Raw genomic sequence first — 21670 nt, 5'->3', positions numbered from 1 at the left:
CAAAACAACCTTTGACTACATGTTGAGTGATGAGGCTCAGGCGCAAGCTGATGGGTTGGGCTTCGTTCCCCTTCAAGGCAAAATTCTCGACAAAGCTCGTAGTGCCGTTGGCTTGGTCAGCAAGTGACAATCGCACCACCACATTTGCTTGATTCAAGTCGTGCCAGAACTTTAATGAAGGCACTTGCAGACCCTATTCGTCTGCAAGTGATCGAGGAGCTTGCCTGTGGTGAACGTTGTGTGTGTGATCTTATTAATGAGTTAAGTCTTGGCCAATCACGCCTTTCCTTTCATCTCAAGGTCTTAAAAGATGCTGGTTTGATTGTTGATCGGCAGAGTGGTCGTTGGGTTTATTACCGCTTAGAGCCAAAAGCCCTTGGTATCTTGCAGGATTGGCTTTCATCTTTAGCCGAGCAATGCCAGAAACCAACGATTGACTGCGAGTAATGATGTTGTTGCTAGTGATGAACCTGATCAGCAGACCAAAGCAAAAGCCCCAGCGGCTTGAGGATGCAGCCGCAACACTGTTGAATTGACAAGAACAATCCAACAGCTTGTGGTGCAACAGGATCCCAATGGCCGATAAGTCAGCGAAATGGATCACAGCCCTGCGCGACCGGATCCGCCGACAATGTGGCGATGGATGGATGGTTCGTGGCGTTGGTGACGGTCTTCTCCAGAGGGTTCAGCTGACTGTGCGCTTCGACGATGGCTCCCGCACCAGCATCATCCTCGGTCCAAAGGCCAAGACCGATCCTGATTTCGTTCCATGGATCGCAACAAGCGCTGATTGGATCTTGAAAATTTCAACTGAGATCTCTGAGTTAATGAAAGATCAGGGCAAAGGATTGACTGATGCCTACGAGTTGGTGAAACAAAGAAACGAGTCTGGAGCTGATGGTGAATTCGATTGGGAACGACTACTCAAAAAATTCAAATCACATAAAACAAGTAAAAGCAAAAATGGAGCTCGGGTTTGGAACCGTAACTACCGCACTCCCCTTGCCCGTACAGTCGTTATTCTCACAAGCCAACCTGAACCCAGCTCCGGCTACACGCTTTTGAAAGCATTGATCGAACGTCATGGAGGAGAGCCCGGCTCCACAAGCAGAAGACTTCGCATTCAGTACGCAGCAGAATTCCTTCGCTTCGCGTTTAAACATGGCGCCAACAGGCGTTGGCTACCACCGGAAGATCTCAAGACGTTGATCGGCGAAAAAAATGTCGATTTCACTCAGAACAACGTCAACACGCTGTAGGGGTGTAGGGAACCAAGCCGCTTCGCCACATTCCAGCTGACAGGCAACCGGCTAGCCCCCCTTCAAGTCTCGCCTTGATCAGCGCCTGCTTGAAGCTCTACCAGGCCCGTACTACCGCAAACAAAAGTTGATGCCCAAGCAAAGCTTGCCTCCGATCGCTGGCTACGAAGCCGAAATTCTTGCCCTGGTTCAACAAGCTAATCCCGCTGTGCTCACGCATAGCAATCGCAAGCCGGAGCAGTTTCAGTCAGCCTTTGCCTGTGCCCTCCACATGCATCAGCCCACGATTCCAGCAGGTGCGAATGGAGAACTGATCTCGCATCTGCAATACATGCTGGAGCACAGCGAAGAAGGCGATAACCACAACGCCGAACCCTTTGCCCATTGCTACAAGCGCCTCGCAGACATCATTCCCCAACTGATTGAAGAGGGATGCAACCCTCGCATCATGCTGGATTACTCAGGCAACTTGCTCTGGGGTGTTGAGCAAATGGGCCGTGTCGACATTCTCGAGGCGCTTAAACGTCTGGCATGCGATCCCACGCTTCAACCCCATGTGGAATGGCTCGGCACCTTTTGGAGCCATGCCGTTGCACCCTCAACTCCAATTCCAGATCTAAAGCTACAAATCCTGGCCTGGCAGCATCAATTCGCTGCCATGTTTGGGCGGCAGGCATTGCAACGAGTGAAGGGTTTCTCGCCACCGGAAATGCACCTTCCCAACCATCCAGACACCCTCTATGAATTGGTGAAAGCCCTCAGAGATTGCGGATACCGTTGGCTCCTTGTTCAAGAAAACAGCGTTGAAAACTTCGATGGCTCATGCCTTCGCCATGCACAGAAATACGGCCCCAATCAACTTGTGGCTCGTAACTCCAGAGGGGAAACAGTCAGCATTGTGGCGTTGATCAAAACCCAGGGCTCAGACACCAAATTGGTAGGACAGATGCAGCCCTATCACGAAGCATTAGGCCTGGGCAGACAATCACTGGCAGGCAAATCGATTCCATCATTGGTCTCTCAAATTGCCGACGGAGAAAATGGAGGCGTGATGATGAATGAGTTTCCAGCCGCCTTTATCCAAGCCCATCGCACGATCGCCTCCCAGGTTGATCCTGTAAGCACAGTTGCGCTCAACGGCACTGAATATCTGGAGTTGCTGGAGGCCGCCGGTGTGGAAGCCTCTGATTACCCGAAGATTCAGGCGATACAGCAACACAAGCTGTGGCATAACACTGACAGCCCCATCAACCCCGAATCAATCGAAGCGGCCATCAGCGACCTCAAAGAAACAGATCACTCCTTCTCGATGGACGGCGCATCCTGGACCAATAATCTCAGCTGGATCAAGGGCTATGAAAATGTGCTGGAACCGATCAACAGCCTCAGCGCAAAGTTTCACCAGCGGTTTGATCCCTTGGTGACAAAGCATCCAGCAATCACGCACACCCCGCACTATCAAGAAGCTCTGCTCTACCTGCTACTGCTAGAAACCAGTTGCTTCCGCTATTGGGGCCAAGGCACCTGGACCGACTACGCCAATGAGATCCACCGGCGCGGTGAAGCCATGATCGAAGCAGCAAACCAAGCACTGAGATAGGTGTTCGTCTAAACAACAAGGCAAAAGCAAAGCCTTCAACTTTGCAGTCAATCCCAAAGCGATCGCAACCATCAATAATCGGCATCATGCCTAGAGGATTACAAAAGCCTGAACTCCTATTTGGGATGGACAGGGAGGCACATCCCACAAATGCCAAACAAACACCTGTAGACTCTTCCCAACCGTTGGCCCCGTTCCGGGGCGCAGTCAGACTTAAGCCAGGCAACGGGGGCTTAAGCACTGCAGGAGCGTTCGATGAACATCCTCTCCATGATTCAGCGCAAAACACAAAAGCAAGCTGCCCTGTCTCATTCCCAGTTCCTGATGGCGAAAAGCTATCGAGGAATTGACTACACCTCAGCTCATCAATCGCCAGCGAAACTCGCTGTCCACGCACACCGATCGAGGGTTTGACTACAGCATATGAGTCGTTTAAAACTCATCTAAATCACATCACATCAGCGGTTTCCTCGAGGAAGCCGCTTTTTTATTTGCTATGCGAGCACACATCTTCGCCTGGGGTACAATTAGAGAAGGCAGGAATAAACTGAAGACCATTAAAAGTGAATATCTAATTCTAAAATCAAAAGCAAACAACCTAGGATCGAATTGGTTGACTATAAATATTGAGGGACAATGGCAATGATAGCAAACATTTGCCAGCATTTATTCAATACCAAAAATAAGATGTAAACAAACAGTTTTCCAGTCAAAAGCGCTACAAGCAGAAGGGGCAACCACCAAAAGGGAAGCGAAAAAGGTGGCAAAAAATAGCGAAATCTCAAACCAGGGATCTAGGAAGCATTGAGAGAACAGCAGAAAGTGCTGAGGGGATCATCACGCCTAAAGCCCAGGCAAGCCAGGTCAGGAAAAGATACTAGAGACGATTGTTTTCTATGGGAAGAGGCTGTTAGCAAAAAAAAGGAAATATTTTGCTCCTGTAACTTTTGAAATCATGCGGGGAATGGGTATAGCCGCAACACGAATAAATGATGAGACATGCCGAGGGCCGCCTGCAAAAAAAACACAACAAATGAATTACTTAATTACAACAAAGCCTAAACATAACACTTCTAATTAAGGCAGGCGTGATAGCAAGAAAGACTACTTATTATTTTAAGTAAAAAGAAGAAGAGACTTAAAATAGAGGTAAGCTCTAATAATATCCCATGGCAAGTTGATAAATAGAAAGCTAGATTTGAGCTGGATAGAGAGATGGATTATAAATTATTAGTATAAAAATACTCAAGGAAGTGTAGATTATGTAGTACACCCGTTGCATTAAATCAAAACAGCTGGTGTACCTTAACGTCTGATGATTGATAAACGCCAGCTGGAAAACATGAAGGATGTGGAGGTGCATAATTATGATTTTGAGCAAGAGTTAAGTACTGACCATCGACTAAGATCAACCAAGAGTTAGCGCATGCTAAATCAAGTACTTGGCTGAGGTGGCGAGAATCGCCTAGCAAGCCAGAAGTAACGAGCCGAGGCAATAGTGATGGAGATTTACCATCCCTGCAATATTGAAGCAAATTAACGAGAGCAACGTCTATTGGTGTGATAATTTCCGGGGTATTAATTTGACGTGTATCACGAATAGACCACTGATCATCTTCGTCTAAGGCAATAACGAGGTAAGGAGGCGAATTATTCGTTTTATTGCTATTAATCCAAGTATTTATCCATTCATTGACACAAGCTTCTGTGTCCCAGTGAACAGAATGCCAGGATTCCTTACCAAACAAGTCGGTCTTAGTAACTTGGTGCTGAAAGAAGCGCGCAATGTCAACATGACTATCTTGATATGGTGGATATATATACTGATAGGCGTCACTAGGATTGAGATTTAATTTCCATTCCTTGGGATTATCCACGTATGGACTGAAGCGATCAAAGCGTATCGGATGGATCCCGTCAGGAGGCCTTAAGTGAAACAACTTAGGCATCAGATCTATCATATCCTGATACCACTTAAGTTCCTCTCCTGGAAATGAAGACAACAATGACCAATTTGGGCGTATTCCATATTCTCTGCATAATCTCAGACATTTGATATTGACAAGAGTGGAAGAACCCTTGCGCATGAGCTTAAGTAGGTGTGTAGATAGAGATTCAATTCCAGGCTGCACAAAACGGACTCCACCTTCGGCAAGGGTTTTAATGTGAGATTCCGATACATTAGCTTTTATCTCGTAAAACAATGAAAGTTGCTCTGGGTGAAGCCTCGGAATGAAGTCATCAAGATACGATTTAGAAAGAATGTTATCAACAAAAAATACTTTGTCAATTCTATATTTGGCTGTCGTATGTTTAAGCATATCCAATGTGTGATCTGGAGACTTTAAGCGGTATGACATACTTGTCCCATTAAGACCACAAAATGTACATTGCTTGCGTTGCCCCCACCAACAACCTCGGGAGGACTCAAGCAATATCCCTGGCTTTACTAAAAAAGAGCAATCTTCTAGTTGTTCAAAATAGTCAGAGAAATCAGGATAGGGACTGAGGTCAAGGTCTGTGAGCAATCCACGGGGAAAATCTCCTTCAAACATACCTTTATAATCTTGAACATTGTATTGTGCATAAACACCAACGGGTAGCTCAGTATTTAATTGCCGATTTAAAATGCTGATGCACAATTCTGGAAGTGTGACTTCACCATCGCCAGTGCATATAAAGTCGAGCAAGTTACAACGACGCAAAAGAGCAAGTCCTAGTACGCCATCAGTATTAGGACCACCCATGACGGTAATGATTTGGGGGGATATCGATTTAACAGCCTTGATTAATGCCAGGCAGGCTAGATTCTGTTGAAACATTGAACTTGCGATTAATATTCGTGGCCTATATCTCAAAATATCTCGAGCCACCTGCATAATCCAGCCACTAGTAAGATGCTCAATTTCTACCATCTCTTGTGAAATATAAGGGTATTGATCACCAATATCGTTCTCCCGGTCAGTCAAAAAAGTAGAACCAAACGCCGAACGTGCAAAAGTCCACTCTCCCTTGAGTGTTTCACTTTTGGAATTAAGCATTTGGCAATATCTATCCAGTCCGATAATCTGAGCGAACTTAAGGTAGTAATAATTTATTCTTGACTTTATACCTACATTATGAAGACAAGTCTTTAATATACTAGGACCCAAAGCAGGGTGTGTTAGAGCATGATAAGGCATTTGAGCGAAAACAACATCTACTGAGCCGACCTCGTTCAAACCTGACGGTAAATTATTTTCATTTAACATCCCAAGCTCTGGCTTATTCATAACTAATCTTATTCAAAGATACGAATCATGCTAGCTATTTACAAATAAATTTAGTATTTGAATCATAAAAGATACAACCCGATTTCAATGGTACGTTCCAAAGCTACCAACTTTTTGAGGAGAGAGAGATGGTAAATTCACATGACAAAATAGACAGATCAAAGACATATGACTGAATATGTACAATGACAAGCAACTTTGAATCACAGTCAACAACAGAGGGAAACCATCGTTGGAAAAATTTTTAGCACTCATTATCGACGAGGCGGATAATCCTCATTACATGCCTATGAGTCTTGACTGCATTTCTACCAAAGCTTGATGGCAATAGTTTTCAAATATCTGCAGTCATGGCAAAGAAATAAAAGATGAGGAAAACGTACATGAATAGGAATAATCAGGAGCCAATATTGGGATATTGCTAATGGATCGAATTAATAACATCCAGAAGAATAAGAATTCATATATTACTGATTATATTCAACAAAAAGAGTTTGAATATTTAAGCAAGGTCCGTACGATTCAATTCACATAAAAAAAGATTCACTCATGGATACATGAAAAGTAAAATATTGCCCATGATCAGTCAACGATTGAGAATCAAACTGCACAGATTATCTACGCTATCATCCCATTTCGACAGTCAAACAATGTAGCTATGGGGAGATTTTTATTAGTTATTACCAAATCAAGTCGCCGAATGGGCGAGGTTTAAGTATTTGTGGTGACAACCAGAACTTATTGATAATGTTACGCGAATAATTCAATCAAAACTAGCTCTTATTGCTAGGTTTCGTTTTATATTCCTACGAATTGACTCGCATGCAGATTTGTCAACTTTGTATATATCATCAAAATTGTATTCAGATTGCCCGGCGCAACCACCACGACACAATCCTTCTACATCGCAACCACGACAGTCAGGAAGATTGCCTGTAATTCTAGAAGAAACAAAGCGATACTCCTGACTCTTTTTTGGTATTGAACTAAGGCTATCGAAGTCACCAAGTTTAATTCTTATTCCTTCGGGGCATGCAAATACATCTCCTGAAGGCTCAACACAAAGTATTCCACCTAATCCCTGACAGCCTCTAGTGTAATCAAGATCACCATGGCCCTCTCTGGCCCTGATCCCCTTCTTTTTTGCATAATGGACTCCTGTGATGACTGCTTCATAGACATCTCTACGCTGGTTATCCTCATAATCTCTATACGCACAGCTCTTAAGACTCAAATCTTTAATTCCAATATCTACAAGAAAATCTACAAACTTAGGTATCGAGAAGGCGTTATGTTCTGATATGGTAGTGACGATTTCAACGTCAATTTTTTGCTTAACGAGCTTTTTAAGATTTTGTTCAACTATCCAAAAAGTACCTTTACCGTTAGAAAATGAACGCTTTTGATCGTTATCTAATTGTAATCCGTCTAGGCTTATTGCAACCCTAACTTCAAGGTCTTTGAGATCTTTTAGTATTTCATCGTCAATAATAGTACCATTAGTACTAACACCATGGTAAATACTTAATTGGGGGTAAATCCTCCTCAGAGAATAAACATATCTCATAAGCCTCTTCAGCATCTTGTAGTTAAGAAAAGGTTCGCCACCAAAATAACTAATAGAAGCAGTCTTTTTGCCTGATTCAATCACAAGTTTGATATATTCATCAACTGATTTTTTTGCTATGTCAAAATCCATTAAACCACCATTGATATCATGCTTGTCCTGAGTCTTATGAACATTGCAGTAACTACAACCCATATTGCATCTGGTGCTCACATCAAGAACAAGCATATTGACTAACTTGCCAGTCTCTATTAATTCATCATTCTCTATTATTCCTCGTTCGATTAAATCCGGCTCATCGGAGAACTCTACCAGGCTCAATTCTATTAACTGTTCAACTTCCTTCTTTATCTCAGGTAATACATTTAATTGTTCTAAAGTAACACCACTATTAATTGCCTCAATAAAATCAGGATAATCTTCAACTACCTCTATCGGATTACCTAGGCAGGAATGATAGAGAAAATGTTTGCCCCCATATTCAAAATTTCGCAGGTACTTGGAAACACGCAATCGCTTCGATTGTCCTGATTGTTCGGCAAGTGCTTCTACAGGTATGATAGAGAAAACGTTTTCCCCAATATTACTAGAAACACGCAATCGCTTCGATTGTCCTGATTGTTCGGCAAGTGCTTCTCGAGGTTTTCTCATGGCATTAGTCGGGTTTAATAATGTTGATGGCCAGCCATACGTTTAGTACAGATTTAGCAAGAATTCATACGATTTAAAAATCGGTATTTTAGTTATAATTCCATTCTAGAAGAGTTTCTTGTGCACAAAGATTAAAAGTTTCCAAAATATCAGGGCCTAATTCATTCTGCCAATCTCCGGCGACACCTTTTCGAAACCCAGGTGTTTGGGGGCAATAAATTTGATCACATATATTCTCAATATCTGATTTTCGTAGAGATACTCCTATTTTATTTGAAATCTTGTAAATTTCATTTTTCTGCTTCAACTCACTGCCCTTTCCTCTTGGCCCTACAAGGTTTTCATAATACACAACCAGTGAACGTGGATTTTTTGTCCATCCCTTCATTTGACGGTATATTTCGTTAATTGGTAATAAGCGCTGTTTTTTGACCGGGGAGTCGACACCAATTATTAATGCTTTTAGCCTCTCTATGTTGCTCGACAAGCTTGCAAAGTACGAATTCAATGAGTGGTTCTTATTGGACATAATATAATTCATCTGTGAAATTATAACGTCTCTAGGATCCCGAATTGGAATCAAAACTACAACATGCTCCTCTTCCAAGAGTTTACTTACAGTTTTTGAGAAAGGTAAATGTCCAAAAATAAAATTATTTTTTTCTACTGATAATGTTGAGAGCAAGTCCAATAATTCTCTATAACTGTGGTAGGAAGACAAATATGGAATAAGGCCTGGACAAGAAATACCTGATTTATAATTCGGAAAATGTGATATGCATCTCATCAAAAGGTGCGTACCGCTTCTGGGGATAGAGTTTATGAATAATCTAGACATCCATAGTTATTTTCATTCTGAGTATAAATTTTCGCAATTAATCATGTCAGCTCAGTTTGGGTAATGAGCTCCGCCATAAATCATTCCTTGATCTACTCTCACGTCCATTCCTGCTTTATTTTTGATTCTAAATGGCTTGCCCATCAAATTGGCATTTTTCATTTTGAATTCCTTTAAAGCCCGTAGGCCTCCAGCAATTTGCTCAAATTCTTCATCAGTCAGCTCAACATCCAGGTTTTCATCTTCCTGATTATTCCCAGAGTCTGGAGAAGTCATGATTAGAAAAGTGCAGACGACCGACTAAAGAATTTTGTTTAGTCAATCAAATATTTAGCACAGAAATAATCAAAAAACTTCGCATCTTAATAAAAGCTTACCATTGAAACCTTCTTGTTGGCGCATTGACTCGGAATTAATTCCTAGTCAGGGTTCATTATTTTTTAGAACAGCCAATCAATCATGAATTAATTTCAACATTAGACATTTCGTACATTAGCCTGGAAATATTCGCCTAGCTTACTCAGAGTTCAAATTCCCATTGCTTCTCAATTGAAAAGTAGAGAGCGCTAGGTTACAGAGTTGTAACAAAAGCCTTGCTGCCGATTGTCGACGATCTTGAGACCAGATCCCTCTGAGCTGAAATGCCAGGCAAACGTCTTTATAGTCTTTCCAAACTTTGTCCCCGTCCCGTGGCGCAGTCAGACTTATGTATGCCAGGCAACGGAGGCTTAAGCACTGCAGGAGCGTTCGATGAACATCCTCTTCATGATTCAGCGCAAAGCTCAAAAGCAAGCTGCCCTGTCTCATTCCCAATTCCTGATGGCGAAAAGCTATCGAGGAATTGACTACACCTCAGTTCATCAATCCCCAGCGAAACTTGGTGCCCACAACCACACCGATCGAGGGGTTGACTACACCATATAAATCACTTAAATCTCCTAGAAATCACATCACATCACATCACATCAGCGGCCTTTCCTCAAGGGAGCCGCTTTTTTATGTCCTATGCGAACTCTCATCGTCTCGACCATCTGCCTCGCTGGTTTATTGGCTGTCAGTTGCAGCAACACGAAGGATCAGGCCAGTGCACCGATCAGATCTGATGTCTTGGTGTCTTCAAAAGAATCATGGAATGGGGATCGGTTCAGCTATCCGCAAGGCAAAGCTGAGATGACATTGATAAGAGCTGTTTTTCCGCCTGGTGCCAAAACCCCAGTCCACACACACCCTCAACCTGGTGTCGTGTATGTCGAGAAAGGTTGGATCAAGTGCACACTCACAGAGTCTGGTAAGGCAAGGGAGTTCAGGCGAGGAGAAGCCTTTGTTGCCTCGACCGGAGACACCCAACACGCCTGTGAAAACATTGGCAATGAAGATGACGTTGTGTTTGTTGCTTGGGCAGGGGTAGAAGGAGTGCCGCTCAAGCAACCTGTCAAAACTGAGTGAAGCCAGAACTGTTGGCAGTGTTGGTGACAGCCCCTCTTGCACATCGCGCCTGCGCAGGTTTTTATATAGGCAATAAAAGAGCCCCCCAGCTAACAAGGGGGCGGATTTGTGCAAAAACCGACTGATCCCCATCACCCGGCCACGGAAAGAGAATAGTGGCTGTCAAGGGTGAAGGTGATGGTCTTCACACTATATTTAGGTTTAAATGCATTTATATTGAGTTTCCAGCACCACTTGTAGTGGAAGCTTGTTTTTTTGATCATTTTTGCCTAAAAGTTGATTTCCCCATCACCCAGACCCGTCGCTCTCCTGCGAGGGTCTTTTTTATTGCTTGCCATAGAGCAGCCGCTGCCTTTGTGCCCCAAAATCTTTGCCCTGTTGGAATGAACAGAGGTTAGAGATGATTGTCGATTGGATCGACAACAAGATCTTGAACAAACCAATGTCCTTCTCGCCCACAAAGCTGAGCACAGCCCAAGAACTCAACAACTCTGCTCAAAACTGTGAATATCAAGTCGGTGTGTCCTGCCAAATCTGTTGAGTGATTGACTGAAGATTCAGCATCACCAACAAGGCCCCAACCATCTTGCGCCCAGTTCAGCCTGGCTTGCGTCAAGCAAGACAACAGTCTCAAAAAAAGAGAATACTGCTGGTTCATTCAATCGCGAGTTTCAATCGTGCAGAACAAAAGCCCCTCGCTTGCAGCAGAGGCCCTTTGTATCCCCCCTTACCAGGTGTTCTCACCACCTGGTGCTAGCGGTCAGATTTCAGCTGCCGCCAATTCTTTATCCTTCTCTGCTGCTGGCAGAGAAGACTGCAATTCAGCAATCCGCTTCTCGAGCTGTTCAACAACTCCGAGACAATCTGCTTTGCGAGCCTCTAGGCAAGCAAGGCGTTCAGCGTTCTGACGCTCTTGCAGCTTTTCGTACTCAGATGCAGGGATCACAACAACGCGATCCCTGGATGATCAGGCGAGTGATTGAACTCTGTTGTATTAACGATGACAGCAAGACCGCCTGAGACCGCTTGAAACCACTTCGATAATCGATGCTTTGGGCTTAGATAAGTAGCAATAAAGCCTCGGCTATCCGTACCAACGCAGGCCCCAAAGCCCCCACATTGGCGTTGTTTTTTTGTCATTGTCATGGAACGTCTTTTGGCAGGCACATTCAATGCCTCAATCAAAGCTCACCCTCTCCTTCATCCTCTTCACATCACTCTGGATTGTTTGGTCCGCTTGGGATGCAGTGCAACCTGTTCTAAGTAGTGGTCAACTGGCTGCGCTATTCCCTTTACTGCCAGTAAGCGCACTTTTATTAGGCCTCTCGTTCTTCGATAACGAAGATGATGATGATCACAACGGTGGGACGCTTCAACCCATCTATGCCAAGGCTAGAGCTTAATCAGGTGGATTTTTACACGATCACACTCGGCGTTTTTATCGCGCTGTTTTGCCTCACTGTATACAGGATTGCTGATCAGCCTGCCTAAGCAGCACGGATACAGGTGGCGACACAATTCCATTCTGATTCAGTGGTGTCATCCCAATTCTCTGGTTCGGCACTTAAGTACACCGTCTTCAAGAGGTTCACTGACTCATCAACGCTTGTTGCTTGAGGGTCTCTTGCACGAGCCAATGCTGCCTTTTGCTCTTCAGTGAGTGTTACTGGAGAGTAGTTATCCACGAGTTTGAGTGTTGCTGGCATGTCGAAGAATTTTTGTTGGCTCTTAATAGCAACAAAAAAGCCTCTCAGCTAGGGGTCTTGATCTCAATTCAATGTGAACTAACTCACACATCAAAGCCTGAACATCTGCAGGAGCGATGATCAGGGGCATTTGGGTGAGCAGAAGGAGTGCTATCAAGCAGGGGCACTCACTCCAATCTCATAGGGGAGAGTGTTGCTGCGAACTTGGCATACTTAGGCTCGAGCAAAACCTGCTGCATCGCTGTATTTGCGGCCATTTAACAGCTGACCCTAGAGCTAATACATGCATCAACAAAGAGTCTACGCAACTAGGATATCACACTAACAGGTTCCTAAGGTATTAAAGCCTTCCAGAAGCTAGCGCCCTTGGGCCTCCCGCCCTATGGGCCAAAGCATGAATTTCAGTCGTCTGGGCGATGCAATTCGCCAGCGAGGCCAAATCCAAGCAAGAAGTACAAATAAGCCATCGCTCTAAACATTGGCCCTAAGCATGGAGCGACCAACGCGAGCACCCTCGCCAACACAAAAGATCTGGCATCAATTGACATTCCTCCCGGCTTCTTACCTCTTCCTTGACAGATGGATCGATGCCAAAGCTGTCGCCAGGGGCAGGCTGCCCGTCCACATGTTGCCAATACAGGTGTACTATGCTTGTTCACGTTGCCGATAAAAACACCATGGCTGCAAACACACCAATCCCCAACAACCCCACCACGGGTAAAGCCTGGACACGCAATGAACTGCTTACAGAGCTGGAAGTAGAGCGCAAAAGAAACTCAGAGCGAAGCAGTGGAATTGTCTCCTGGGCTGAGCAAGTTTCAAATGTGCAAGCTCGTTGGCACATCCATCTCAAAGAATGGACAATCCTCACCCACCAAGTCTACGAACTGGGCCGCGAATGCCGCGTTTTTGCAGAGACCCGCCTGCTCGCGAGCACGAGTACCTCTCTAACGCGATCGAATTGATAGCAACTAGCAAAAAGCAAAACAAAAGATTGCCGATGGATCAGGATGGATTAATGCTGTGACCGATGTCATTTTTTTCTGCGAATCATCGAGACCATTGATCATGAGCAAGACAACTCGAACCATGCCCTACTAAATCCACCGAGAAGGTTCCAGAGAGCTGATGGGCCAGTCAAGGCTCATTGCCCGCGGAAGATGAACATGCTTTTGCCGCTACGAATGGCACTACCCCTCAGCCCTTCAACAAGTCCTGGTTGTCGCTGGATTGAAAGCGTCGTTTCCAGGAGCCTTCAAGATCAATTCGCTTGTTGATGCAAACCAAGAGCCCTAGTCAAAACCAGGGCTTTTCCTTCGTCATCGCCAGAGTCTCTAGGCCTCAATCCCATACTCAATTGCGATTTGATGCAACTCATCAAGCGTCAATTCGGAAAAATAACTCCGCAAGCAAAGCAAGGATTCAAAGCTCTCTAAGGTGCCACCACCCTCTTTAAGTAGCAATATTCGAGCCAATCTCATGGCGAGTTCATTCTGGGTCATGCGGCGATCTCTTCTGTGAGCTGAGGGTCTGGGTCTTCCCCGCATGGAGTCGTCAGTTTTTGCCATCCATCAAGAAGCATCTGACCACATAGTTCAAGGGCTTGATCCAAAGGAAGCCTCAGGCGCAGTTTCATGTGCGATGGAGTTCCATCCATTTGTGCACTCCATTGATCAACAAAAACGAAGGGATTTCTTATCCAACTGTTTGCATCGCGGTGGAAGCGATAGCAGAAATGGCCATCAGGACTGATGAGCCAGCCATTGACCTGCTGCACTGGAGGGCTTTGCATGACACCAACGAAAGTACGCCTGTACTAGCCTCGCTCCTGAAGTCTGTCAATAGTGACGATGGACTGCACGCTGATCTTGTTGGCTACGCCCCTACATGCCCTTGATTAGGCCTTCCTCCGGACGATCGCGACGACCCGAAAACCCATTTCAAAATCGCGCTGTGAGATTTGCGCCTTGCCCAGGCATCAAAAACACTCCTTCGCAGAGCTGCCCAACTTCACGCAACGCATCTGGCCTGGTTCGCAAAGGTAACGCCCGTCCAATTGAAAATTTTGATCAACCCCATAGCCATCATTGAGCCCTGCAACGACTTGGCAGGGCAAGTTGCCAGAAGCTATAGACAACGGTGAAGAATGCAGAAAAAATTTTCACCACAACAGAATGAAAAACCACCAAGTAAAGCCTCACTTTCCGCGGGGCCTCTACTTATTGCGATGATTTAAAAATATATACCTTGAGAGCACGTATTTGCCATACTATCAATCAGTTGAGCCCTGTTAGTTTAGTCAGGACAGAGTTAATGATGACATTCCTTGGCTTCATGATGAGTTTTCTAATCAGTATTTCACCAGTAGTCCCAAGTGCATTGGCTCCGGAATCAACCTCATTTACATGTGATGGAAGTCTTGTCGAAACAACAATCTACAACAATGAGAATGGAGCATACAGCAGAGTAGAAGCATATGAAGAGCTTGATGCTGGGGCTTTTATCGTGATCAACCTAGTAAATTCAAAACTGATGCTACCAAGAACCTTCAACGTTGGCGAAACCAGTTTTACTGATGGCAAATGGTGGTGGAGCTATGAAGATCATCAACATCCAACCTTCAGGGGTCTTACACCACTCGGTGAAATTCAAGAATTTAACTGTGAAGCTCTATAAGTTAACTTTAGCTTAGGAATGGCTACCACCTTCTCTAGCAAATTAGCATGTAGTTAGCGACAGTCAAATGAATAGTTCCTAAGCTTTGTTGCAAATGATTGATCCAAATTGACAAAGAATTACCTCCAGTAAGCGAGGCATACACAGAACAGCGCTTAAGAAAAATCAGCGAGGGCAAACTAGTGTGAGGGATAGGAGATCACACGTCCTTTTAATGAGCCTGCGTCGACCTGGTGCCATTGCTGTAGGGGTTAGTGGGTCTGCTGCTGTTGCGTTGTCACTGCTTAAGGAGTCTTACCAATGACGAAGTCGGGCTTGAAAGTCAAAATCAATGAGTTACCAGACAACCACATCTCGATAGAGCTAGAGGTTCCAGCAGCACGCTGCAAATCAAGTTATGACGCAGCCTTATCGCGCCTAGGTAGCGCGATAAGGCTGCCAGGCTTCCGTCCAGGCAAGATTCCTAAGCAAGTGATCATTCAGCAGATCGGTATCGCACGTATCAAAGCAGCAGCATTAGAGAAGCTGATAGATATGACATGGAAGGAAGCCATCGTTCAAGAATCAATTGAACCAATTTCTGAGGCGCAGCTCAAAGAAGAACTTAGAACTCTTGTGGATCGGTTCAGTCCTGATAAAAGTGTGACATTTACTCTTGAAGCAGAGGTGGTTTCAGCAAGCAAACAGGAAGAAGAGTGAAAAGCCGACCGGTTAGAACTTGAAAAGAGTAAAGAGACAAAGAAGATCAGAGCATGACTAATAACTGTTGGTAGTCTTATAGGGGGGGGGGGTGACTAAGCTATAGATTTCAATTTAACGCAAGATGTTGGTCAACTAGATAAGAATTAAGGGTGATTGACTCATGAATCAAATCAAACTGGTTGAGATCACAATCGTCAGATTCGTTTGCCACATTAGCTCCGCCGCGCAGTTGTTCTGACTAATCTCTTCTGCAGTTGGCTTGATACCGGTGAAACGATCTGAACTCTTGAGAGTCATAACAGGAGCGGCAGTGTTGAGTATCAGCCAATGTCTTGGGCGCCCAAGCCAAGCCGTGGCAATGGAGGGAAAGCCTCCTGCTCTAGACGCTCAAGCCCCAGACTTTGAGCTAGAGGCCGCTGCTCAAGAAGGTGCACTGGCTGAGAAATTACAACGTGATGCCTTTCTAGGCAGTTGGCTGGTTCTTTACTTCTACCCTCGCGACTTCACCAGTGGCTGCACACTCGAGGCGCGTGGATTCCAGCGAGATCTCTCAGACTTTAAAGCTGCAGGTGCAGCTGTTGTAGGAGTCAGCGCTGATGGCACCGAAGAACACGTGAGTTTCTGTAGCAGCGAAGGGCTTGGATACACACTGTTGTCTGACCCAGGTGGAGTCGTAAGCAAAAGGTATGGATCATGGAGTTCACCATTCAGCCAACGTCATACATTTCTGATTGATCCCGATGGCATCCTTCGCGCTCGCTGGGAAGACGTAAGTCCATCCCGCCACAGTCAAGATGTCCTGCGAGCATTGAAGGAACTTCAGCAGTCATAAATGAATCGCGAGAGAAAGAAACAATCTACCTTCTGCCCAAACGGCGAAAAACTTATCGCAAACAGTCAAAATAATAGCTCAAATATCTTGAAATTAACTGCAATGTTGTGCACACCGGAAAGCGTTGATACTGTAAGGATTCATTCCTTCTGTCAAGCAAGTCTGAAACTAGATAGAATGGTGCACTGCTCAGTATAGGTGAAGCCATGCTCTTTAATCCTGCTCAAAAATACAAGACAGCCAAACATTTCATCTGGATAACTTCTCCTAGAATCGGCTTATTGAGTTTTGCTTTGATAATAAGCCCATGGTCTAATTCTGCCCTAGCGGAAAAACTAGTTCCAATAACGTCCTCAGAAGGAATGGTCTTGTTGCAAAGAAGCAAGTCTGTATCAGATTACGGCTCGTTAATGGAAGCTTTTCTGACCCAATCAAACCTTGCCTATTGCGGGGTTGCCAGTGCCGTAATGGTTCTAAACAGCCTAGCAATTCCGGCACCTCCAGTCGATGGTTTCAGAAACTACCACTTCTGGACCCAAGACAATATCTTCGATTCGGATTCATCTCAAGCAGTAATTAGACCAGCCAAAGTCAAGCGTCAAGGCATGACACTTCAAGAAGTTCAAAACCTACTCAGTCATCATGGTGTTTCATCTAAGCGTTTACACGGAGACATCCTTAGTCTGTCAGCATTTAGATCGCTTCTGAAAACTAATCTTGACGATTCAAGTGATCGCTTGATTGTCAATTATGACAGAAAGGTTATTGGCCAAAAAGGCGGTGGACACTTCTCTCCACTAGCAGCTTATGACGCTGTTACTGACAAAGTTCTAATCCTAGATGTTGCCAGATATCGCTATCCTTCTGTATGGGTAAAAACACATGATCTATGGAGAGCAATGCGAACATTAGACGTCATATCAGGATTGCAGAGAGGGATGCTTGTTATTGAATAGTGTGCAAGATTAGGGAGAATCATTGATAAAATCATTGCTCATGACACTTGTCCCTTTTCGCAAAGAAATACTAATGCAATAGATAAATCATTGTCCCTATAAGTTCTAACTTGACAAGATTATGCCTAGCTAAGAGCCAGCAGAACCATGAGATGAAACCAATCCGGGAGAATGCTGATCAAGTGATGACCCAGTAGCCACTCCAGTCGGGCTTCATGCCATCATGTCGCCCCTGAGGATCGATCTCAAGGACGACTGAATATCCCTGTAGACGGATGATCGCGGCATGATCATCCTTGTGGATCTGATCCATCGGCTCGAACCAGCGGCGACGTGCCTTGCCCTTGGCAATTTGGGCTGAAGGTGCGACCACAAGTTCCAAATGATGCTGTTCAAGCATTTCGCCAGCCTTATAACCTCCCAGATTGATGAACCAGAGCTTATTGGCCTCATTTGCTTTGACATTGCCGGCGCTAGCCATTGTGATCCGGTAACCATCCACGAAGCGGATGCGCATGTAGCTGTCCACATGCAACCCTCGAGGATTGCCAATCCATTGTGATTTCAGCTGGGGCACTGTTGATTCAATCGTTTCACCCACCACCCAGCGCACATCGTGCATCTCCACGTGTCCTCCGCGCGTCCTCCCACCCAACACGACAAGGTAGAGATTCATCTCTATAAAAGATTAATCAAGGAAAAGATCATTTTTGATGCTTAAAAATGAATACTGATCGGAAGCTTCACTTAAGCCAGCTTGCTAAAAGAAAAGACCAAAAAATAGTTTGAGATTAGACTTTCAGCTATTCCTTTTGAGGCCTCCAAAGCAACAATACAACCCAAAGAGTAGATGAGACAACGATCAATGCCTCAACAAGGTATGTGTGCATACTGAATTCTCTCGTTCTTCACAACCCTAGCAAGCATTTTCAAGAAAAGAAAGCAAAATACTTAAACATGATTAACGGCAAAAAAAAAAATTAGATTAATCCCCATATTAAATCATGAATCTACCCTTATTTCATTCATCCTTGCACTACGAGCAAAGCCTACTGGAGTGAAGAACGGGGGCCTATAGGCATAAGAATAAAAGCAAACATCGAGATTAATTATCAACAGACTAGAGAGGGACAACTCGCTCCAGATAGTTTGTTAATCCTATCGATCAAGTCGATTCATTATTGCGCGCACGTTTTACCGCTAGACCAGCTTCTACAGCAGTTGTTCCAGCGACAAGCAAGAGACCTATAAGACCCACTAATTGATTTCTTTGATCATTAACAGGATCAATGTCTTGACCCAAGACAGCACCAAGAACAATCCAAATACTAACGATCGCGGAAGTAATCCAATAGGCCTTCCACCTACGTTGATAGAGGTAACCGGCCCCAATACCTGGCAAAACATTTAATGCAACAGCAACCCAACCAGCAGAAGATGCAACAATTTGATCTTTGGTCGACTTATCCATGTGAAAGTGACAAACAGTTAATATCATAGCAAATCAGAATGATGCAATAGCCGACATGCAATTAAGCATAAACAGCCATGCAGTTACAAGACAAAACCAATCTGTGTAAATTTAAAACAGTTGAATTTTAAACTACTAATTGACTTGGCCCTCCTCCTCCATCAGCAAATACAATACTTCTAAGTCCAGAATTGATTCAGCCACTTTACGCCTTAAGGAAACGAGTGCTTCAGGTTCCATAGCAGACTCTGCAATCATCAGCTTTGCCTGTTGAACAGCATGTTCCAGGTTTCTAGCTTTAAGCTTGCAAATGTGCTTATTAACTTTGCACTGCTTCAGAGTATAAGAGTCAATCATAAAATCAATACATCAATCAAGGCATGCATCAAAAAAAGGAAATCTTAGTTTTAGTCTCTTTCTATTTTAGCTCCCACGAAGGAGACACTGTTTAATTTTTAACTCCTCCTAGGAGTCCTAAGGTCATCCACAACAATAGAGTGACTTAGCCTTCGTCTTTTGTATGAATCATGGCCCATTAGGAAAAAGCAATACTCTCAGGATGCAAGCAAACACTAGTTTAAACTAATGAAGAGGTCATGGATTAGCAATGTGTGCATAGAGTCTGGATTAATTGTAGCCTTCATGCAAAGAGTTTCGTCTTATTTGCCAACTCAGATTACTTCCTTTGTTGGCTTTATTGCAGTCAAGGCTTTGTCGCGATGACTGCAAAAAATGGATCTCCTTTGCCGCCTAGCAACCCCAATACGCCTGTTGAGCGAGTCTGCTCTGCGATGATCTCAGGCTTTGGCCAACCCTGAGCCATCAGCACCCTAGAAACGTAGGTGAAGTGATCACGGTCATCGCCATCCCTCCAGATCTGCGGAGCTTTTGTGAAAAACATACGATTCGAGAAGGCAACAATAACTTGGCCCTTCGAACGCGTCACACGCAATAACTCCTCAGCCATATCCTCAGGCTGCTGAAGGTATTGCCAACCCGCAATGATGAGAGTCGCATCAATGCTCTCATCCTTAAGCGGAATGGACTGGTTGAGATTGAAATTCTGAACCCAATGGCTATCAAGCCGGTTGTTGGCCACTAGTTCCTTTTCATTGAGGCCATGGCCGATCACACGGTCATAGATGACGTCATCAGGCAGGTGAGACACCCAGCTCGACATCAAGTCGAGCACTGTGGAGCAAGACGGAATCTTCTCGCGATAAAGCCGCGTCAAACGCCCCCGAAATGCCTCGTCCAGATGATGAACGAAACGAGGCTCAGCATAAAAAAGCACGTCATCGTTCTGATCGAGCTTGGAACGTTGTTCGTTTTGAAGAACTTGAACCGCCAAGGGGATTGCGAAGCGATGCTCAGTCTCGCCTGCTGCAAACCATTCCGCGAGTCAATAACCTGAAGGCCTCACAAGATTCAACTAAGCTAATATCGGCAAAACATGCTCGCCATAGTCGACTTTTGCGAGTTTCTCTATATAGATCATGTCAGTGCTAATCCACTCGAGCAGATGAATTTGAAGCTGCCAAAGGGGAACTTTTAGGAGCATTATCAGTTAATTTTCTTACCAATAATTGCAGCTACTTGCAGGAAATAGAAAGCCCCAGAACTAGCAGGAGCTTCATGAATCGCCACTGAGCTTGTAGTGGTTCGTCCTTACCATAAAAATTCTTTTCATGCCGAGAACGAGCAGGTCTCCTTTGCTGCGGCAGGCTCAGCGATAGGTGCCTTGATGGCTTGCTTGGCTTGCGGCAGTGCTGTTTGGAGCGCCTCAATCTGTGCTTCAACCTTGTTGACTGAATCGAGCAAATCGGCCCTTACATTCTCGAGATGAGAAACACGTTCTGCGTTCTTGTGATCCTGAGCAGCCTTGAAATCAGAATCACTAATCACATAAACGCGAGGACGTGTTTTATAGAAGCTTGGACTAAAGAAAAACTCGTCAAAGAGAGAGTACATGGTGATGTATGAGAGACCTTTACAGCTTGGTCGACCTAAATGCCTAGGCCGAACAAAAACAGTACGGAGAACCAGGCCCGGTTGGGATTAAAAAACCACTCCAAAGTGATATTTGTACGGTTTTCGCCAATCAGCTTGCATCGGGGAATAGATGGCTTGATCAAAAGCACTCCACAACAGCTGGACCTCGTCGTTAGAGGCACTCCCTTGACGGTGATGCTCATCAGCGACGCAGCAAAAACGACTGAGATCTCTTTTTTCACCCCTGGGCGTAAATAACCTCATCCCTATGGGGCAGAAATGCCCCTCCCCAAGGCATTTTCTAGTTATACATCTGTGGATCCCACCGCTCCATATCAAGTCAGGGCCTTGATCTAGAGGTCTGCCTCTACCTTCTGACCGCCATCCCAGAAAGGCATTTTTGTGATTGCATTAGTTCGTTGATGCCGATCACCACGTTGTGCATTGGCTCATCAGTGATGCCTTCCAGGCCAATTTCGCCATTTGACGATTGGCCATCCGCTCGCCAAATCTCAAAGCAATAGAGGGGTCTTTGAGATCAGCCAAGCGGATGGCCCTTGTTTTCCAAGGGTTGATCAAAGCTCACTTGATCGGGCGAATGTTCGATCACTCCAACATCATCAACCAAGTGGTAAGCACGAATACATGTCTTTGGATCATTGCCTACATCGGTTTTTTCTGGATCATTCATGATCTCTATGC

General features: G+C 44.8%; 28 protein-coding genes. 13 read left to right on the top strand and 15 right to left on the bottom strand.

The annotated features are described in order from the left end of the window. The first annotated feature begins 174 nt into the window (after positions 1 to 174). The 4 genes from PMIT1303_RS00785 (at position 175) to PMIT1303_RS13660 (ending at position 3273) form a co-directional block, all read left to right on the top strand. Positions 175 to 447, top strand: a complete 273-nt coding sequence (locus tag PMIT1303_RS00785) for a helix-turn-helix transcriptional regulator (protein WP_063397125.1) — start codon at positions 175 to 177, stop codon at positions 445 to 447. Between the two features lie 128 nt (positions 448 to 575). Continuing rightward, the gene (locus PMIT1303_RS00780) at positions 576 to 1259 is read left to right on the top strand and encodes a hypothetical protein (RefSeq protein ID WP_063397122.1); all 684 of its coding nucleotides are present in this window, start codon (positions 576 to 578) and stop codon (positions 1257 to 1259) included. Between the two features lie 130 nt (positions 1260 to 1389). After that, complete coding sequence (locus PMIT1303_RS00775) at positions 1390 to 2859, top strand: hypothetical protein (protein ID WP_063397121.1); 1470 nt, start codon at positions 1390 to 1392, stop codon at positions 2857 to 2859. Positions 2860 to 3114: 255 nt separating this feature from the next. Continuing rightward, entirely contained in the window at positions 3115 to 3273 is a 159-nt protein-coding gene (locus tag PMIT1303_RS13660; protein ID WP_197459719.1) for a hypothetical protein, read from the top strand. Between the two features lie 872 nt (positions 3274 to 4145). Here the strand turns inward: PMIT1303_RS13660 and PMIT1303_RS00770 are convergent. From PMIT1303_RS00770 to PMIT1303_RS00755, 4 genes are all read right to left on the bottom strand, one after another. Continuing rightward, complete coding sequence (locus PMIT1303_RS00770; RefSeq protein WP_063397120.1) at positions 4146 to 6131, bottom strand: RiPP maturation radical SAM C-methyltransferase; 1986 nt, start codon at positions 6129 to 6131, stop codon at positions 4146 to 4148. Positions 6132 to 6894: 763 nt separating this feature from the next. Beyond that, entirely contained in the window at positions 6895 to 8349 is a 1455-nt protein-coding gene (locus tag PMIT1303_RS00765) for a radical SAM protein (RefSeq protein ID WP_063397119.1), read from the bottom strand. Between the two features lie 88 nt (positions 8350 to 8437). Beyond that, on the bottom strand, positions 8438 to 9187 hold the full coding sequence (locus PMIT1303_RS00760; protein WP_074159174.1) for a sulfotransferase domain-containing protein: 750 nt from the start codon (positions 9185 to 9187) through the stop codon (positions 8438 to 8440). Between the two features lie 51 nt (positions 9188 to 9238). After that, positions 9239 to 9463: a hypothetical protein gene (locus tag PMIT1303_RS00755; protein ID WP_063397117.1), complete on the bottom strand. Its 225-nt coding sequence runs from the start codon at positions 9461 to 9463 to the stop codon at positions 9239 to 9241. 474 nt (positions 9464 to 9937) lie between these two features. Here PMIT1303_RS00755 and PMIT1303_RS13655 point away from each other — a divergent pair, with 474 nt between their 5' ends. The 3 genes from PMIT1303_RS13655 (at position 9938) to PMIT1303_RS14180 (ending at position 10758) form a co-directional block, all read left to right on the top strand. Then, positions 9938 to 10111 carry a hypothetical protein gene (locus tag PMIT1303_RS13655; RefSeq protein WP_197459717.1) on the top strand — a complete coding sequence of 58 codons (174 nt, stop codon included), beginning with the start codon at positions 9938 to 9940 and terminating at the stop codon, positions 10109 to 10111. Positions 10112 to 10192: 81 nt separating this feature from the next. Continuing rightward, the gene (locus tag PMIT1303_RS00750; protein ID WP_063397116.1) at positions 10193 to 10633 is read left to right on the top strand and encodes a cupin domain-containing protein; all 441 of its coding nucleotides are present in this window, start codon (positions 10193 to 10195) and stop codon (positions 10631 to 10633) included. Further along, positions 10630 to 10758 (top strand): hypothetical protein, encoded by a 129-nt coding sequence (locus PMIT1303_RS14180; protein ID WP_255359740.1) that lies wholly within the window; start codon positions 10630 to 10632, stop codon positions 10756 to 10758. Before PMIT1303_RS00750 ends, PMIT1303_RS14180 begins: the two co-directional genes overlap by 4 nt. A gap of 269 nt (positions 10759 to 11027) precedes the next feature. Here the strand turns inward: PMIT1303_RS14180 and PMIT1303_RS13860 are convergent, their stop codons facing one another. From PMIT1303_RS13860 to PMIT1303_RS00735, 3 genes are all read right to left on the bottom strand, one after another. Beyond that, positions 11028 to 11249: a hypothetical protein gene (locus PMIT1303_RS13860; protein WP_231901160.1), complete on the bottom strand. Its 222-nt coding sequence runs from the start codon at positions 11247 to 11249 to the stop codon at positions 11028 to 11030. A 144-nt stretch (positions 11250 to 11393) separates the two neighbouring features. Further along, a complete protein-coding gene (locus tag PMIT1303_RS00740; protein ID WP_197459716.1) occupies positions 11394 to 11579 on the bottom strand; it encodes a guanylate-binding protein in 186 nt (61 codons plus the stop codon). Next, entirely contained in the window at positions 11576 to 11779 is a 204-nt protein-coding gene (locus PMIT1303_RS00735; RefSeq protein ID WP_231901158.1) for a hypothetical protein, read from the bottom strand. Before PMIT1303_RS00735 ends, PMIT1303_RS00740 begins: the two co-directional genes overlap by 4 nt. A 26-nt stretch (positions 11780 to 11805) precedes the next feature. Between PMIT1303_RS00735 and PMIT1303_RS00730 the strand changes: the two genes are divergently transcribed. Beyond that, positions 11806 to 12036: a hypothetical protein gene (locus PMIT1303_RS00730; RefSeq protein ID WP_155724601.1), complete on the top strand. Its 231-nt coding sequence runs from the start codon at positions 11806 to 11808 to the stop codon at positions 12034 to 12036. Positions 12037 to 12120: 84 nt separating this feature from the next. On the opposite strand, the gene PMIT1303_RS00725 is transcribed toward PMIT1303_RS00730, so the two are convergent. After that, the gene (locus PMIT1303_RS00725; RefSeq protein WP_063397114.1) at positions 12121 to 12339 is read right to left on the bottom strand and encodes a hypothetical protein; all 219 of its coding nucleotides are present in this window, start codon (positions 12337 to 12339) and stop codon (positions 12121 to 12123) included. A gap of 647 nt (positions 12340 to 12986) precedes the next feature. Between PMIT1303_RS00725 and PMIT1303_RS00720 the strand changes: the two genes are divergently transcribed. Then, positions 12987 to 13304 carry a hypothetical protein gene (locus PMIT1303_RS00720; protein WP_063397113.1) on the top strand — a complete coding sequence of 106 codons (318 nt, stop codon included), beginning with the start codon at positions 12987 to 12989 and terminating at the stop codon, positions 13302 to 13304. Between the two features lie 533 nt (positions 13305 to 13837). Here the strand turns inward: PMIT1303_RS00720 and PMIT1303_RS00715 are convergent. Further along, complete coding sequence (locus tag PMIT1303_RS00715; RefSeq protein ID WP_063397112.1) at positions 13838 to 14131, bottom strand: DUF1651 domain-containing protein; 294 nt, start codon at positions 14129 to 14131, stop codon at positions 13838 to 13840. 521 nt (positions 14132 to 14652) lie between these two features. Between PMIT1303_RS00715 and PMIT1303_RS00705 the strand changes: the two genes are divergently transcribed. The 4 genes from PMIT1303_RS00705 to PMIT1303_RS00690 all read left to right on the top strand — a co-directional run bounded on the left by PMIT1303_RS00705 (position 14653) and on the right by PMIT1303_RS00690 (position 17505). After that, the gene (locus PMIT1303_RS00705) at positions 14653 to 15015 is read left to right on the top strand and encodes a hypothetical protein (protein ID WP_063397110.1); all 363 of its coding nucleotides are present in this window, start codon (positions 14653 to 14655) and stop codon (positions 15013 to 15015) included. 300 nt (positions 15016 to 15315) lie between these two features. Continuing rightward, positions 15316 to 15714, top strand: coding sequence for a trigger factor family protein (locus tag PMIT1303_RS00700; protein WP_063397109.1), 399 nt, complete (start codon positions 15316 to 15318; stop codon positions 15712 to 15714). Between the two features lie 271 nt (positions 15715 to 15985). Next, a complete protein-coding gene (locus tag PMIT1303_RS00695) occupies positions 15986 to 16549 on the top strand; it encodes a peroxiredoxin (RefSeq protein ID WP_063397108.1) in 564 nt (187 codons plus the stop codon). A gap of 206 nt (positions 16550 to 16755) precedes the next feature. Continuing rightward, complete coding sequence (locus PMIT1303_RS00690; RefSeq protein WP_063397107.1) at positions 16756 to 17505, top strand: phytochelatin synthase family protein; 750 nt, start codon at positions 16756 to 16758, stop codon at positions 17503 to 17505. 178 nt (positions 17506 to 17683) lie between these two features. Here PMIT1303_RS00690 and PMIT1303_RS00685 read toward each other — a convergent pair whose 3' ends face one another. From PMIT1303_RS00685 to PMIT1303_RS13135, 6 genes are all read right to left on the bottom strand, one after another. Then, on the bottom strand, positions 17684 to 18127 hold the full coding sequence (locus tag PMIT1303_RS00685) for a DUF1543 domain-containing protein (RefSeq protein ID WP_231901168.1): 444 nt from the start codon (positions 18125 to 18127) through the stop codon (positions 17684 to 17686). A gap of 543 nt (positions 18128 to 18670) precedes the next feature. After that, positions 18671 to 19003 (bottom strand): hypothetical protein, encoded by a 333-nt coding sequence (locus PMIT1303_RS00680; RefSeq protein ID WP_063397105.1) that lies wholly within the window; start codon positions 19001 to 19003, stop codon positions 18671 to 18673. A gap of 676 nt (positions 19004 to 19679) precedes the next feature. Next, the gene (locus tag PMIT1303_RS00670) at positions 19680 to 20327 is read right to left on the bottom strand and encodes a methyltransferase domain-containing protein (RefSeq protein ID WP_063397103.1); all 648 of its coding nucleotides are present in this window, start codon (positions 20325 to 20327) and stop codon (positions 19680 to 19682) included. A 335-nt stretch (positions 20328 to 20662) separates the two neighbouring features. Further along, positions 20663 to 20947 (bottom strand): hypothetical protein, encoded by a 285-nt coding sequence (locus PMIT1303_RS00665; RefSeq protein ID WP_063397102.1) that lies wholly within the window; start codon positions 20945 to 20947, stop codon positions 20663 to 20665. Between the two features lie 35 nt (positions 20948 to 20982). Then, a complete protein-coding gene (locus tag PMIT1303_RS13140) occupies positions 20983 to 21171 on the bottom strand; it encodes a hypothetical protein (protein ID WP_156486858.1) in 189 nt (62 codons plus the stop codon). A 335-nt stretch (positions 21172 to 21506) separates the two neighbouring features. Continuing rightward, the gene (locus PMIT1303_RS13135; protein ID WP_156486857.1) at positions 21507 to 21659 is read right to left on the bottom strand and encodes a hypothetical protein; all 153 of its coding nucleotides are present in this window, start codon (positions 21657 to 21659) and stop codon (positions 21507 to 21509) included. Positions 21660 to 21670: the final 11 nt, after the last annotated feature.

Origin of the sequence: Prochlorococcus sp. MIT 1303, assembly GCF_001631965.1 — a bacterium.
GTDB lineage: Bacteria > Cyanobacteriota > Cyanobacteriia > PCC-6307 > Cyanobiaceae > Prochlorococcus > Prochlorococcus marinus_D.
Note: the sequence above shows the minus strand (reverse complement) of the source record. Positions and strands in the feature narration are given on the sequence as shown.